This is a genomic window from Pontibacter mucosus (genome assembly GCF_003054055.1).
In the GTDB taxonomy this organism is placed as follows: domain Bacteria; phylum Bacteroidota; class Bacteroidia; order Cytophagales; family Hymenobacteraceae; genus Pontibacter; species Pontibacter mucosus.
This window is the reverse complement of record NZ_QBKI01000002.1, coordinates 304101-318803: the sequence shown is the minus strand read 5'-3', so window position 1 is coordinate 318803 and position 14703 is coordinate 304101. Positions and strand designations below refer to the sequence as shown.

The 14703-nt window shown below is 52.5% G+C and carries 17 protein-coding genes and 1 riboswitch; of the genes, 9 read left to right on the top strand and 8 right to left on the bottom strand.

Annotation, left to right across the window (positions count from 1 at the left end; genetic code table 11):
- Window positions 1–7: 7 nt before the first annotated feature.
- The 4 genes from C8N40_RS04970 to C8N40_RS04955 form a co-directional block, all read right to left on the bottom strand.
- A complete protein-coding gene (locus C8N40_RS04970) occupies window positions 8–649 on the bottom strand; it encodes a carbonic anhydrase (protein WP_108210681.1) in 642 nt (213 codons plus the stop codon).
- Window positions 650–712: 63 nt separating this feature from the next.
- Window positions 713–2254, bottom strand: coding sequence for a SulP family inorganic anion transporter (locus C8N40_RS04965; protein WP_108210680.1), 1542 nt, complete (start codon window positions 2252–2254; stop codon window positions 713–715).
- 160 nt (window positions 2255–2414) lie between these two features.
- Entirely contained in the window at window positions 2415–3800 is a 1386-nt protein-coding gene (locus C8N40_RS04960) for a HAMP domain-containing sensor histidine kinase (RefSeq protein ID WP_108210679.1), read from the bottom strand.
- Complete coding sequence (locus tag C8N40_RS04955) at window positions 3797–4480, bottom strand: response regulator transcription factor (RefSeq protein WP_108210678.1); 684 nt, start codon at window positions 4478–4480, stop codon at window positions 3797–3799. Before C8N40_RS04955 ends, C8N40_RS04960 begins: the two co-directional genes overlap by 4 nt.
- A gap of 126 nt (window positions 4481–4606) precedes the next feature.
- Here C8N40_RS04955 and C8N40_RS04950 point away from each other — a divergent pair, with 126 nt between their 5' ends.
- The gene (locus C8N40_RS04950; protein WP_108210677.1) at window positions 4607–5509 is read left to right on the top strand and encodes a cation diffusion facilitator family transporter; all 903 of its coding nucleotides are present in this window, start codon (window positions 4607–4609) and stop codon (window positions 5507–5509) included.
- A 6-nt stretch (window positions 5510–5515) separates the two neighbouring features.
- Here the strand turns inward: C8N40_RS04950 and C8N40_RS04945 are convergent, their stop codons facing one another.
- The 4 genes from C8N40_RS04945 to hpf form a co-directional block, all read right to left on the bottom strand.
- A complete protein-coding gene (locus C8N40_RS04945; RefSeq protein WP_108210676.1) occupies window positions 5516–5875 on the bottom strand; it encodes a DUF1801 domain-containing protein in 360 nt (119 codons plus the stop codon).
- A gap of 157 nt (window positions 5876–6032) precedes the next feature.
- Window positions 6033–6662 (bottom strand): DsbA family protein, encoded by a 630-nt coding sequence (locus tag C8N40_RS04940; RefSeq protein WP_108210675.1) that lies wholly within the window; start codon window positions 6660–6662, stop codon window positions 6033–6035.
- A 197-nt stretch (window positions 6663–6859) separates the two neighbouring features.
- Window positions 6860–7636, bottom strand: coding sequence for an SDR family NAD(P)-dependent oxidoreductase (locus C8N40_RS04935; protein ID WP_108210674.1), 777 nt, complete (start codon window positions 7634–7636; stop codon window positions 6860–6862).
- 269 nt (window positions 7637–7905) lie between these two features.
- A complete protein-coding gene (gene hpf / locus C8N40_RS04930; RefSeq protein WP_108210673.1) occupies window positions 7906–8211 on the bottom strand; it encodes a ribosome hibernation-promoting factor, HPF/YfiA family in 306 nt (101 codons plus the stop codon).
- Between the two features lie 275 nt (window positions 8212–8486).
- Between hpf and C8N40_RS04925 the strand changes: the two genes are divergently transcribed.
- From C8N40_RS04925 to C8N40_RS04890, 8 genes are all read left to right on the top strand, one after another.
- Entirely contained in the window at window positions 8487–9110 is a 624-nt protein-coding gene (locus tag C8N40_RS04925; protein ID WP_108210672.1) for a hypothetical protein, read from the top strand.
- A 6-nt stretch (window positions 9111–9116) separates the two neighbouring features.
- On the top strand, window positions 9117–9425 hold the full coding sequence (locus tag C8N40_RS04920) for a winged helix-turn-helix domain-containing protein (RefSeq protein WP_108210671.1): 309 nt from the start codon (window positions 9117–9119) through the stop codon (window positions 9423–9425).
- A gap of 78 nt (window positions 9426–9503) precedes the next feature.
- Complete coding sequence (locus C8N40_RS04915; protein WP_108210670.1) at window positions 9504–9839, top strand: potassium transporter KefB; 336 nt, start codon at window positions 9504–9506, stop codon at window positions 9837–9839.
- 48 nt (window positions 9840–9887) lie between these two features.
- Window positions 9888–11132 (top strand): DUF4153 domain-containing protein, encoded by a 1245-nt coding sequence (locus C8N40_RS04910; protein ID WP_108210669.1) that lies wholly within the window; start codon window positions 9888–9890, stop codon window positions 11130–11132.
- A 47-nt stretch (window positions 11133–11179) separates the two neighbouring features.
- Window positions 11180–11470, top strand: coding sequence for a hypothetical protein (locus C8N40_RS04905; RefSeq protein WP_108210668.1), 291 nt, complete (start codon window positions 11180–11182; stop codon window positions 11468–11470).
- Between the two features lie 82 nt (window positions 11471–11552).
- Window positions 11553–12977, top strand: coding sequence for a B12-binding domain-containing radical SAM protein (locus C8N40_RS04900; protein WP_108210667.1), 1425 nt, complete (start codon window positions 11553–11555; stop codon window positions 12975–12977).
- 201 nt (window positions 12978–13178) lie between these two features.
- Window positions 13179–13508: a potassium transporter KefB gene (locus tag C8N40_RS04895; RefSeq protein WP_108210666.1), complete on the top strand. Its 330-nt coding sequence runs from the start codon at window positions 13179–13181 to the stop codon at window positions 13506–13508.
- A 150-nt stretch (window positions 13509–13658) separates the two neighbouring features.
- Window positions 13659–14378, top strand: coding sequence for a hypothetical protein (locus C8N40_RS04890; protein ID WP_108210665.1), 720 nt, complete (start codon window positions 13659–13661; stop codon window positions 14376–14378).
- A gap of 120 nt (window positions 14379–14498) precedes the next feature.
- Window positions 14499–14603, top strand: a riboswitch (SAM riboswitch).
- Window positions 14604–14703 lie beyond the last annotated feature (100 nt).

Sequence of the window (14703 nt, the reverse complement as noted above, 5' to 3'; positions counted from 1 at the left end):
TAGGTACTTAGGTAGTAGTGGTCACTTCTCCGGTTACGCAGTAGATGTGCTCAAACTGCTTAAACTCCCCATCACGCACTTTCAGGTCGCGTAGTAAGCCTTCTTTAATATCATACACTAATCCCCATAGCCTTGGCGGGTTGTCCCCAAGCTGGGCATTCTGGATGATAGAGGTTTTTGACAGGTTATGCACCTGCTCTATAATGTTCAGCTCCACCAGACGGCGCTGGCGCTGCTCCTCATCGGCAATGCTCATCAGTTCCTGCTCGTGCAGGCGTATCACATCCTTGATATTGCGCAACCAGTTATCGATAAGGCCAAACTGTTTGTTGGTGGCCGCCGCCGCTACACCGCCGCAGCCATAGTGGCCGCACACAATAATATCCTTTACTTTAAGCACCTCCACAGCGTACTGCAGCACCGAGAGTAGGTTCATATCGGTGTGCACTACCATGTTGGCGATGTTGCGGTGCACAAATATCTCGCCCGGGCCTGTGCCGGTTACTTCGTTTATCGGAATGCGGCTGTCTGAGCAGCCAATGTACAGGTAACGTGGCTTCTGCCCGTTGGCCAGTTTCAGGAAAAACTCGCTGTCCTCAGCCAGTTTGGTGGCTACCCACTTCTTATTATTCTCAAAAATCTGCTCCATATATGCTTTTATAGCCTTTAAAAGTATTACAAATTATTTAAATATGATGCCTGCACTGCCGTATTAATGCACATCCATCACTGCTACCTCCTTGATATTAAGCAGCTCCACAAAGATGTTGCGCTCATGTGCTGTCTTCTTAAATTCCTGTATCGCCTCCAGCACATCGTAGTCGATATACTCTGAGTTTTCCCCGTCGATGATCACGTGGCTGTTATGCGGCAGGTGGTCCAGGGTAAGCACAATGCTGGCCTTGTTCAGGAAAGACACGTGCTCGCTCAGTTTGATCCGGATAACCTCGCGCTCGCGGTGCTCCTCCTTATGGAAGAAGTAGGGCGACTTGTAATTGGCTTTCAGGATGAAGAACACGCCTACTACCAGGCCCACGCAGATACCCACCAGCAGGTCGGTGAACAGGATAGCCAGGATGGTGATGATGAAGGGAATAAACTGCTCTGCCCCGATCTTGATCTGCTGCTTGTACAGGCTTGGCTTGGTGAGCTTGTAGCCTACCATCAGGAGCACTGCGGCCAGCGCTGAAAGCGGAATCAGGTTCAGGAAGTTGGCCAGGAACAGCACCGACAGGAGCAGGAACACGCCATGTATAAAGGCCGACATTTTGGTTTGGGCGCCCGAGGTAACATTGGCTGTACCGCGCACGATTACCGCTGTCATGGGCAGGCCACCCAGCATACCGGCTGTCATGTTGCCGACACCCTGCGCCAGCAGCTCCCGGTTATTTGGGGTGCGGCGCTTGTGCGGATCCAGTTTGTCGATGGCCTCTACGCTAAGCAGCGTTTCGAGACTGGCCACAATGGCGATCGTAAAGGCCACCACGTACAGTTGCGGGTTGGCAAAGGCGCCCAGGTCAGGGAAGCTCAGCACGCCTCCCATTTCTGCCAGCGAGCCAATCACCGGAAGCGACACCAGGTTTCCAGAGCCCACAGCCAGAGCCGGGAAGGAAGCCTTGAACAACTCGTTCAGACCGATGGAGAGCAGCACCGCAATCAAAGCGCCGGGCACTGACTTTGCCACCTTGAATTTCTTCACCGCGGGGGTATCCCAAAGTATCAGGATGGCAAGCGAGATGGCACCAATCAGGAGCGCCCCGGTGTGCATGGAGGCCAGACCGGCTGTTACATCAGAGAAAAGTGTGCTGTAGAACGTCTCGTTGGCACCCATGAAACGGGGAACCTGCTGAATGATAAGGATTAGGCCGATGGCTGCCAGCATCCCCTTGATGACCGAGGAAGGGAAGTATAACCCAATCACGCCGGCCCTTAGCAGGCCAAGCCCTATCTGCAGGGCACCAGCCAGTACGACTGCCGCCAAAAAGGCTTCATAGGTCTGCAGGGCTTCTAAGCCGTTCAGCACGATCACCGTGAGGCCTGCCGCCGGACCACTTACGCTTAGCTGCGAGCCGCTGAGCCATGCCACGACCACACCACCTACCACACCGGTGATGATACCGGCAAACAAGGGGGCACCGGATGCGAGCGCAATGCCAAGGCACAGCGGCAGCGCCACCAGGAACACGACCAGGCCCGAAGGAAAATCCTTGCCGAGCGTGGCTAAATAATTTACTCTTTCTCCTCTTTCTGTCATGTTTATACTTCGTCTTACTAACTACCGGCAAGCCTCTACGCCGCGCCCGCTAATGCAGGGCGCAAGCGTAGATTAACCTGTCTCACCTAACTGTTACAAAACTACGTGAGCAAGATTAAGGCGAAATTAAAACGACATTAAAAGGAGATTAAAATGAGTTTCAGGCGGAAATTGTGTGGTAAGCCTGTGGCAGGGAGATCATCACTTCGGTGCCCTTGTTTATCTGCGAGTGCACTTCGATACCGCCCCTGTGCAGCTTGAGGATGCGTTCTGCCAGCGGCAGCCCGATGCCGTGCCCGGTGATATTGCGTACGTTATCTGCCCGGAAGAACGGCACAAATACATGTTTAAGATCCTCAGCGGCAATGCCCAGGCCACGGTCCTGCACCCGCAGCACCACCTGGCGGCTCTGCACCTCAATCTGCCCCCTGGCCACCTGCCCGTCCGGCGAGAATTTAATTGCGTTCTCCAGCACGTTCAGCACCGCGATCAGCAGCAGGGCCTCGTTCCCCTGCACCATCAGGCGCTTCTCATCATCCGGGAAACTGGCAAAGTCAATTTCGATGCGGGCGTTGGGCTGGCGTTTGAGGGCCTGGTCGCGGGCCATCCATACCAGCTCATCAAAGCGCAGCATCGACAGCTTTATTTTGGATTGGTCTATACTTGCCTGGGCAATCTGAAGCAGGCCGTTGGAGAGCTCGGTGAGCAGGCGGGCATCTTCCAAGGTGCTGCGGAGCACGCGCTGGTACTCTTCTTTCTCACGCGGCTTCATCAGGGCCACTTCCAGTTCCCCGATCATGGTGGTGAGCGGCGTGCGCAGCTCGTGCGAGGCGTTGGAGACAAAGGTGCTCTGCATCTCGAAGGATTGCTCCAGGCGGTCCAGCATGTTGTTAAAGGTCTGGGCCAGGTGCGACAGCTCGTCTTTTCCGTCGGCATTGCTCAGGCGCAGGTGCAGGTCGCTGGCGCTAATCTTCTCTACCTCGTCTACCACTTTGGTGATGGGTCTTAATGCCTGCTTGGAAAACAGCCAGCCCGCCAGCACCACTACTACCAGGGAACCCATAAAGCCAACTACCAGAATAATTTTGAGGTTCTGAAGCTTACGGAGGCTGTAGGAGTCTATGCTGGAGGCAAACACAAGGTACGCGCGCCCATCGTTTTCATACATAATCCCCACCACCTGGCGCACGTCGTTGTCATACTCGAGCACCTGGCTTTGCCGCAGGTGCCCAAGTATAGCCGGCGTTATGCCCAGGTCGCCATCGCCGTGGCTAAAGACCTCGTTGCCTTCGGCATCAAACACCCGGACCGCTTCTTGCGGCAGCTCGTGGTAGAAATCTATCATAAACTGCCGCTGCTGCTCTGCGCTTACGTTATCGGATTCCAGCACGTAGCGGGCCGTTACCTCTGCCCTCCGGAGAATGCGCTTGTAGAAATCATCCTGCCGGTAGAGGGAGGTGAAAGAGTATACCACCAGCGAAAACACGATCATGATCAGGGCCACGATGCTGGCAAACTGCAGCGTTAGTTTAGAGCGTATTTTCATCCCTCGTCCTGCTCTTTAAGTACATACCCCATGCCCACCAGCGTGTGTATCAGCCTGGATGAATGGCCTTTGTCAATCTTCTTGCGCAAAAAGTTAATGTATACGTCAATCACGTTGCTGCCCGTGTCAAAGGAAGTTTCCCATACTTGCTCGGTGATGTCCACCCGGGACACCACACGGCCTTTGTTGCGCAGCAGGTAGTGCAGCAGGGTAAACTCGCGGGCAGTCAGGCTGATGGGTTTACCGGCGCGCGTAACGGTTTTGCGCATCACGTCCAGCTCCAGGTCGGCTATACTCAGCTTTTCGCCCACGTTGTTATCGTTGCTTCTTCTGGAAACGGCCCGGATGCGGGCAAGCAGTTCCTTAAACTCAAAGGGCTTGGTGAGGTAATCGTCGGCGCCAGCGTCCAGGCCGGTTATTTTGTCGTCGGTGGTGCCGAGGGCCGTTAGCATCAGGATGGACACCGTGCTGTTGTGGCGGCGGATCTCGCGGCACACGTCGATCCCGTTTATGTGGGGCAGGATAATGTCGAGGATGATCAGGTCATACTCATTCTGCAGCGCCAGCCGGATGCCCAGGCTGCCGTCATACGCCTGATCCACCTCGTAGTTCTGCTCCTCCAGGCCTTTTTTTATAAAGGAGGCGACTTTGGGTTCGTCCTCAATAAGCAGTATCTTCATGGGCAATAGGTGTTAGCAAAGGGACTGGCTCCCATCCGCGGCACACAAATGTACAACCTGGAAGCCAAAATTTAACAGCCAAACCTGGCCTGGCACTATTAAACGCACCAAATCGTTTCGTATTTAATGGCACACGGACATCACCACCACCATCACGGGCACCACCACGGAGAGGGCAGCAACATTAAGGTTGCCTTCTTCCTGAACCTGGGTTTCACCCTGCTGGAGATAGTGGGCGGCCTCTGGATAAACAGCGTGGCTATACTTTCGGATGCCCTGCACGACCTCGGCGACTCGCTTTCCTTGGGCCTTGCCTGGTACTTTGAGAAAGTAGCCAAGCGCGGCCGCGACCACAAGTATACGTTCGGCTATAAGCGGTTTTCTATACTGGGTGCCGTTATAAACTCGGTTGTGCTGCTGGTTGGTTCCTTTTTTATACTTTCTGAGGCCATCCCCCGCCTCTGGAACCCGGAAGAGGTGCATGCGCCCGGCATGATTGGCTTCGCTATACTTGGTATAGTCGTAAACGGGGCCGCTGTACTCCGGCTGAAAAAAGGAAATTCCATCAACGAGCGTGTGGTGAGGCTGCACCTGATGGAGGATGTGCTGGGCTGGGTGGCGGTGCTGGTGGGCGGTATCATTCTATACTTTTTCGACCTGCCCTGGATAGACCCGCTCCTGTCGGTGGCCATTACGGCGTACGTGCTCTACAACGTGGTGCGCAACCTGCGCGAGACCATGACCATCCTCTTGCAAGCCTCCCCTCCTCACCTGAAGCCGCAGGAGATTGAGGAAAAACTGCAGGCAATTCCCGGCATTTCCTCGGTGCACGACCTGCATGTCTGGACGATGGACGGAAGCTACCATATCCTGACGGTGCACGCTGTGACGGGCACTCTGCTTCCGCCGGCGCAGGCCGAGGAGCTTAAAAAAGAGGTGCGCGCCGCCATGGCCGAAATGGATATTCAGCACGTAACGCTGGAGCTCGAGAGCCCCGACGAGGTCTGCAGCCACGAGGACGCGCTCTGACGGAAATTAGTTCTGGTTCAGGTGCACCGCTTCCCGCACGAGGTCGGCAAAGTATACTTCGTCTATGTCGGCGATGGTGCGGATCTTGATGTGCGGGTGCTGGCCATTGCGGCTTACCAGGCGGCGATGCGGGTCTGCCATCTCTCTGCCCCTGAAAAAACCAAAGTGGATGCCGCTGCGGGAGGAGGCGAAGTAGCAGACCGGGCCATAGAAAAAGTAACAGGCACAGTCCCAGCGCACGCTCTCCTCCAGGTGGGCAACGGAGGTGTTTATAATGCGGCGCACTTCCTGGGCAAGCAGTCGCTTTTCCGGCGACAGCTTCTCTACATACTCATCAACTTGGTTCGTGGTGGTCTTGCTTCTCATGGGGGGTCTGGTTCTCTTTTTATTTATTATTCAAGAACACTTAAATATACTAGAATTCTAATATACGACAATAGGAGTGCATGGGTTGTCATAGATGCTATGAAACCACTATATACCTAAACAAATATCAAGAAAGTATAAACTTATACTTTGGCCGCTATCTAAGTTGCAGAATACGTTGCTCCAGTTCGTGCAGGTCTACGTAGCCGGCCGTGAGCCGCTGGGGCCCGTCGCTGGTGTTCAGGTACACGCTGGGGAAGGTGGTGGCCCCGATTTCGTCCACGTAGGCAAACTCCTCCTCCATCTGCTGCATGATCTCGTCCGACTCAAACAGGGTCAAAAAGAGGTTCTCGCGTATCCCGAAAAGACCTACCAAACGCACTAGCTCACGGGTTTCTTTCAGGTCGATGTTGTCTACAAAGAAGGCAGAGTGCATGGCGCGCAGCACCTCCAGCGTCAGCACAGGGCGTAGCAAACGCACGCAGAGCATGGCGCGGCAGGCGGGTTCGGTGTTAAACACAAAACTGCGCTGGATGAAGAAACGGTACTCGAACGGCAGATACGTGCGCTCCTGCACCCGGTGCCAGCTAATGGCCAGCCGCTCTTTCTGGTCGTGCAGCAAGGGCTTAGAATCGTGCGCCTGCAAATCCCCGAAGCGCACCTGCACCTCCAGGTGCCCCTGCCACAGGGCCCGCAGCCGGCGAATGACAGGCGTGAAGCCATAACACCAGGCACACATCGGGTTGGTAATATAAAGCAGCGACAGGTTTGGTGGCAGGTTTCTCATCAGCGTATCATCTTAACCATAGGTTTTACCCCTTAAGCCTGGCAAGGGTTGTACGGCCACACACGTCAATCTTTTAAAGAATTAATAAGCCTTTGAGCCTTTGAAAGATGGCGCAAGTATAAATTTCATCTCTACCCCCACCAAACTTTCTAACCTTCTAACTCTTTAACTCTCTAACTCCTAAACTCCCAAACTCTCTACCTATAGATCATCTTCACGGTCATGCCGCCGTCGATGGAAAGGCTCTGGCCGGTGATGAAGCCAGCTTTGTCGGAGCAGAGAAACAGGGCGGCCTCGGCGATGTCCTGCGGCAGGCCCACGCGGCCCACCGGGTGCTGCTGCTTGTCTTCTTCAGAGTGCCGGGGTTCATACGTTTGGCTTTCCTTCTTCCAGTTGCCGGTCTCAATCCAGCCCGGGGCGATGGCGTTTACGCGGATACCGTCCTTGCCCAGGCTAACGGCCAGAGAGTGTGTGAGTGCCTCCAAGCCACCTTTGGAGGCCGAGTAAGCAAAGGTATCCGGCTCCGACATAAAGGCACGGGTGCTGGTAATATTCAGGATGGCGGGGTGCGCGGCCTTCTGCAGCAGGGGCAGCGCATACCTGGCGCAGAGCAAGGGGCCGCGCAGGTTCACGGAGAGCACTTTATCAAATTCAGTTATACTTAGATCCTGCAGCGGCCCCTGAAACGGGTCGGCTATGCCGGCGTTGTTGAGGAGGGCGTCCAGGCAAGTATACTTCTCCCCCACTTGCCGCATCAGCTCCTGCACCTGGCTTTCTATACTTACATCACAAGGTATAAACTCCGCAGACAGCCCTTTCAGCCGCTGCAGCGCCTGCAGGCCCGCCTCCTCGTCCACATCGGTGAGGATGACGTTAGCACCGGCCCTGGCAAAGGCCTCTGCCATGCCCAACCCGATGCCTTGCGCGGCACCCGTAATCAGGATGTTTTTGTGCTGGTAGTAGGTGTGGTTCATGGTATACTTTAGTGCAGTTGTGAAGTATGATTTATACTTTGCTATACTTTAAATATTAACGCCTACTTCGCTGAAGTGTAAACCCACCTCTAACCCCTCCAAGAAGGGGAATCATAATAAAATTCTAGAAATTCCCCTCCTTGGAGGGGCGGGGGTGGGTTAATCGCAACTTAGGTTTTAAAATTCGAATTATAAAAGCGCCAAACGCAAAACCCGCTGCCTTATCTTGGTAAGTGCAGCGGGTTTTGTGGTTTACGGCCGGTGGCAGCTTAGCGCTTCTCCAGTTGTCGCCTCAGTTTGTCTTCTACGTTTTTCAGCAGCTCAAACCAGTTATCGCCTTCATCCTGAGCAAACACATCGTTGCCCGGAATACCCACGCGCATGCGCACGCTCTTGGTGTTGGTCGACTGGTTAGGCTCTTCTTTAAAGTATACATCCACCGAATCTATCTTCTTGTTGTGGCGCTTTACCTTGTCTATCACGTCGCGCACGCCCTGCTGCAGGGCATCCGAGATGGAAATATCAACCGCCTGTACGTCTAGTTTTATGCCTTCGTAGTTCTCTGTATAGTTCATAGGTTATCTGTTTTCAAGTATAACAAGCGGCAGAACGGATAGTTTTTACTTCCTGCCCCTTGGTTTGCCATTTAAACGTAAGGCCGGGGGTTTGGTTAAACAGGTTTTATACTTGCGCTTCCGGTTCTTGTGTTAGTCCTGCCCGAAGTATAAGCCTCTCAATTTTGCTGACTGCGCGGCATAATCAGTGCCGATAATTTATTCCAACATTTTTTATACTTGATGCTTGACTTTACGTAAAGCCCTATTAACTTTGAAACTCAAAGTACTTTATCATGAATCAGCAGCAAGACCAGTTAGAAGCCCTGCACGAGATCCGCAACATCATGGATCGCTCTTCCCGTTTTATCTCGCTTAGCGGGTTATCCGGGGTGGCGGCGGGCCTGTCGGCGCTTGCCGGGGCGGCTGTTGTAAAGTGGCACCTGAGCCAGTACAATGTAACTTACAGCCAGGATAGTGGCGCCACCCTTACCTGGTCCAGCATCCAGTTTATGGTGGCTGTGGCCCTGGGTGTGCTCGTCCTTGCTATTGGATCTGCCTTATACTTTACCGCGCGCAAGGCCAAGCTTAACCACCACCGCCTGTGGGACAGCAAATCCAGGCGCCTGCTCGTGAACCTGGCCATTCCGTTGGCGGCTGGCGGCATCTTCTGTGCTATCCTGCTTTACCACGGCATTTTATACTTGGTAGCCCCTGCTATGCTCGTTTTTTATGGTCTTGCCTTGATAAACGGGAGCAAGTATACGTATGGCGACATACGGTACCTGGGCATTTGCGAAGTTATACTTGGCTTGCTGGTCAGCTTTTTTACCGGTTACGGCCTGCTTGCCTGGACGGTGGGGTTTGGCGTGCTGCACATGGTGTATGGTACCTTGATGTACTTTAAATACGAACGCTAGCCACCTGTGAAAGAGTACCTGGAAAATATAAACAAGGCCTTCGAGAGCAGGGCGCGGCTGGGCATTATGTCGGTGCTGATGGTGGAGGACAAGGTGGACTTTAACACCCTGAAGGAAACCCTGCAGCTGACGGACGGCAACCTGGCCAGCCACCTGCGGGCACTGGAGGAGGCCGAGTACCTGCGCGTGGAAAAGCAGTTTGTGGGCCGCAAACCCAACACCACCTACCATGCCACCGAGGCTGGACGAGAAGCCTTCAAAAGTCATTTAGACGCTCTGGAGCAGTTAATTTTAAACAACCGTCAGTTAGACTAAATTTTTTTGCTCACCAACTTTGCAACTCAAAGTACTTTAGACACAAAACAACATTTATCAACTTAAAAGTATAAAACCATGGCACAGCAAAACGAATCCCAAAATCAATCAACCAACTCTCTGTCAGTAGTCAAACCTATGCTCATAGGGGCAGGCATCGCCTTACTTGTCATCTCATTCTTTGTATTTGGGGTGGACAACCCTCCTGCAGAGTGGGGAAAGTTCTGGAGGATCAGGCCATTGATTGTGACGCCACTGGCCGGGGCCATGGGAGGCGCCTTCTATGCCTTTATGGAGTATCAAAGCTCCCGTGGCTTCAACCGTACCGTGGCCATACTGCTGAGCATCGTGGTATACTTTGTCGGGTTGTGGCTGGGCACTGTGCTGGGGCTGGCTGGCACCATGTGGGATTGAGCATCAGATCCAGGAAATCCTGAAGTATAAGCTTTAAAGTATAAACGCATGAAAAACGAGATCCTCTCCCACCTGCACGACCCGGGCCAGCTCGAAAGACTGTACCGCAGCAACAAGGGGCCTTTTAAACGGGAGTTCAGCATACTTTACCCCGAGATACGAGGCAACGCCCTCGCCGAATTCTGGTACGCAAGGCTCCACTACGAGACCGAGGAAATATCGTGGGGCTCCCGAAAAGAGCTCCTGTTCGTGGTGATTGCCTCTTTGGTGGCGGGTATATTGGCCAAACTACCGGCCATTTTCCCCATCAGCGAAGAGTTCTACTATCCCCGCAACATCAGCTTTCTGGTGTTCCCGTTCCTGGCTGCCTACTTCGCCTGGAAAAACAAATTACCAGAGGGCAAAGCTGCTTTCCTGGGTTTCGCGACGCTTGTCTGCCTGCTGTACATCAACTTCCTGCCGAATAACCCGCAAAGCGATACCCTGGTGCTGGCCTGCATCCACTTGCCGCTGCTGCTCTGGGTTATACTTGGGGTCTCGTTTGTGGGCGATGATCTCAGTAACTACAGAAAACGCCTTGGCTTCCTGCGCTTCAACGGCGACCTGGCCGTGATGACGGCGCTCCTGGTCATTGCCGGCGTGCTGATGACGGGCATCACCATCGGGCTGTTCGCGCTCATCGGTTTTCAGATTGAGGAGTTATACGCTGAGTACGTGGTGGCGTTTGGTCTGCCTGCCGTGCCCATCGTGGCCACCTACCTTACCCAAACCAATCCGCAACTGGTCAACAAGGTATCACCGGTGATTGCCAAACTGTTCAGCCCGCTGGTGCTCGTCATGCTGGTGATTTACCTGGGCGCCATCATTTATTCGGGCAAAGACCCTTACAACGACCGGGAGTTCCTGATGCTGTTTAACGCGCTGCTGGTTGGGGTGATGGCCCTGATTTTCTTCTCCGTGGCCGAAAGCTCCACCGAGGAAAAAACTGCCTGGAGCGTGTGGGTGCTGCTGTTACTGTCTGTGGTGACGGTGGTGGTAAATGGCATTGCGCTGTCTGCCATCTCCTTCCGCATATCGGAGTGGGGTATTACACCAAACCGGGTGGCGGTGCTGGGGGCCAACATGCTGATGCTGATACACCTGCTGATCGTAACGGTGATGCTCTACAAGGCCGCCACAAAGAAAGCCCCTATCACCGAAGTTGGGCGGTTTATCGTGCTCTATATTCCGGTATACGTGGCCTGGGTGGTGGTCGTGGTTTTCCTTTTCCCGCTGCTGTTTGGCTTTAAGTAAGGCGAATTATTAAATCATAAAACACTTTAAAATAAGGAGATACAAGTATGATAACGCTCAACAAAAGACTTTCCCGCATTTTACTTACAGTGGCAGTGCTGCTGTCCATCCCGTTATTCGGAACGCTTTTCTCAGTAGGTTTCAACTGGGGCCTGTTCGACTTTATACTTGCCGGTGGCCTGCTGCTGGGCACGGGCCTGTTGTGCGAGTTGGTACTGAGAAAAGTCCGCAGGCCCGATTACCGCATCGCTCTCATTGTGCTTGTGCTGGCGGCACTCCTGCTAATCTGGGCAGAAGTCGCAGTCGGCATCTTCGGGTCGCCGTTGGCGGGGAGTTAGGGGGAAAGGCCTGACATTCTTCCTTAGTACATCGCCCTTCTACTCCATAGTTGGCAGGTTATAATTTTGAAGCACATCATAAATGAAAGTAAAACTGATTTTACCCTCCCTCGCAGAGGCTGAAAGCCCGTTTTGGCGGCCAATCAAGTATTCTTTGTTCCCGCCACTTGGGCTCGCCACCTTAGCTGCTTATTTGTCTCCGGATGATGAGATTGATCTACAGGACCAGCATGTGGAAGAATTAAACTTGAACGACAGTCCAGACCTCGTCATCATTCAGGTATACATCACGAATGCATACCGGGCGTATAAAATTGCGGACCATTACAGAAAGCAGGGTGCTTACGTTTTACTTGGTGGGCTCCATGTTACCTCTCTGCCTCACGAGGCTGCTCCACATGCAGATACCATTTTCCTGGGACCTGGGGAGGAAACTTTCCCCCAGTTCCTAAAAGACTTCAAAAACAATAACCCGAAGAAAGTTTATAGCTCCAGTATCAGAACACTTGATAAGATTCCACCCATCAGAAGAGACCTTATCAAACGGAATAAGTATTTGGTTCCTAACTCTATAGTTGTCACAAGAGGTTGCCCCCATCATTGTAATTTCTGCTATAAGGATGCCTTCTTTGAGGGAGGCAAAGGTTTCTACACGCAAGTAGTGGATGATGCTCTGGCCGAAATTGACAGGCTGCCCGGCCGGCATTTATACTTCCTGGACGACCACCTGCTGGGTAACTCAAAATTTGCAGGTGCGCTATTTGATGGCATGAAAGGGATGAACAGAGTCTTTCAGGGTGCGGCAACCGTAGACTCTATCCTGAGAGGTAATTTAATTGAGAAAGCGGCGGAGGCCGGATTAAGAAGTTTGTTTGTCGGCTTCGAGACTTTCTCCCCGGCTAACCTGAAGCAAAGTAACAAGAAACAGAACCTGGAGAAGGATTATCAGAAAGCCGTAAACCGGCTGCATTCGCTAGGCATCATGATAAATGGAAGCTTTGTGTTTGGCCTTGATGAAGATGATCGGGATGTCTTTAAGAGAACAGTTGAATGGGGTGTCAAAAATGCCATCACAACTTCTACCTACCATATCTTAACTCCATATCCAGGAACAAAACTTTTTAAGGACATGGAACAACAAGGGCGCATTTTGACGAGGAACTGGGACTTATACGATACCCGAAACGTAGTTTACCAGACAACAAACCTGACTGCAGAAGAGCTTAAAAATGGACATGACTGGGCTTATAAGGAGTTTTACAGCTGGTCAAATATTTTCAAGTCCAGCCTGAGTCATCCATCTCACAAACACAAGCTCAAACACTTCTTTTACACGGGAGGGTGGAAGAAGTTCGAACCCATCTGGAATTTTCTAATCAAAACGAATAGTCTGAACAACATGCTTCCTGTCCTGGAATCCATTCTTTCAAAGGTAAAATCAGAAGGGAAGACAGAGGTTGCAGAAACAAGTGCAGAACCCCAGGCAGCAATATTGCTGAATCCATAGCTCATGCAGAGGCCTTGGCGGGAGCTAGCTTCGGCAGCTAAATTTATACTTCTCTCGCATATACTCCTGCAGTTCCCCTACACGGATTAACTTATACTGTACTACACCTGATCATCACCCAGCAAAGTAAAAATTGGTTTATAGAGAACTGAGTACCCTCTCTCCAAGTATAAAGCTAGTGATAGTATACCCCCCGAACCCATGACCAACCCCGAAGATTTGGAACAACCCGTACACGCCGCTCCCCTGTACAAACGCGTGCTGCAGGGCGCAGGGCTGGCTTTAATCTTAGTTGTCATTTTCCTGCTGCTGGGCAAAAACCCCAACCCCGACGCTGGGTGGAGACGGATGATTCTGCCACTCATCATGGTGCCTGTTTCTGGGGGCATTGGCGGCCTGTTCTACTACATGATGGACCACCTGCGGCACCAGGGCGGCTGGAAGAAAATACTCGCTAACGTAAGCAGCGTGCTGGTGTACATTTTCCTTTTGCTGATTGGCCTGATTGCCGGGATAAATGGTTCGAGCTAAGTTGTACCTCACCCCAGCGCATAATGCCTGAGCAAAATTTATACTTTGCCCAGGCTGCACATTCAGGTTTTAGGCACCGGGAAGAATAACCCATTTTCCTGCCTTTTTCGTTTATATAGCACACGTTTAACCTAATTAAGTTGATGGCTTATGAACACCCTACCTGTCAACTGGCTTACCGAAGGGCTCCTGGATTTTGAGTATAAAAAGTACCTGCTGCTGGCCTACCTGCAGGCCGTGAAAGGCGAGTTCAGTCAGCACCGCCTCTACCCTGTCTTCTCCGACCTGATCATGCACTACCGCAACCTGGTGCAGGTAAAGGAGCATAAACAGCTGGTATACGAGTCCTTTCCGCAACGCATCAGCCGCGCCGATTTTGAGAAACTGCAACTCGTGTATGAGAAAATTGTGCAGGACGATGAGACCATGGAGCAAATAGAGGAGATCATCCAGTACGCCACTCCCCTTTTCAGCACGGCCCTGAACGAAGGCAAGGAACTGTACGATTTCGTGGAGCGTCACCTCGAGATTACGCCGGTGGGCATCACGCCCATTTACCACGACGAGGGCTACCTGTTTGTGGAACACGCGGCGAGCAAGGAGACCTACGTGTACAGCTACCACATCACCGTTTTTGAGAATACTTACGAGAAGTATAGGGGCATCAACACCAAGCACCTGCAAACCGTGCGGCGGGGCCTCACGCTCACCCACGAACACCTCAAAATCCAGCTTATCAAAGAGCGCAAGGAGTTGCCCAACCCTGCCACTTTCGCGGCGGTGTCCAGGTTCCCGGTGCCCCTGGAGCAGTCGCTGCTGCCCATTGCCAAGCGCTCGCTTGTAAAATATGTCACCAAACTTGCCGCCTGAGTTCAAAACCAACGCGGCCGGGCGGCAAGTTTTCCAATATTTTACACACAAAATTTACATCTCTCACAAAAACCCTTAATTTTGCATCATTCATATTAAAAGGACGGAAACGTCTGTAGAAGTTTATAGAGAAGAGGCGAGAGACTAGGCTCCAGGACCCTCTGGCAACCTCCTGACAAGGTAAGGTGCCACATCCTATCCCGGCGTGGCCGGGGCATATAAATGGATAACGCGATGCAAACCTACAACAACCAACCGGCACCATGTACAGCAACAGGCTGTGGCAACACCACAGTTTGGGCTACTTTACACATCAATACGGCAC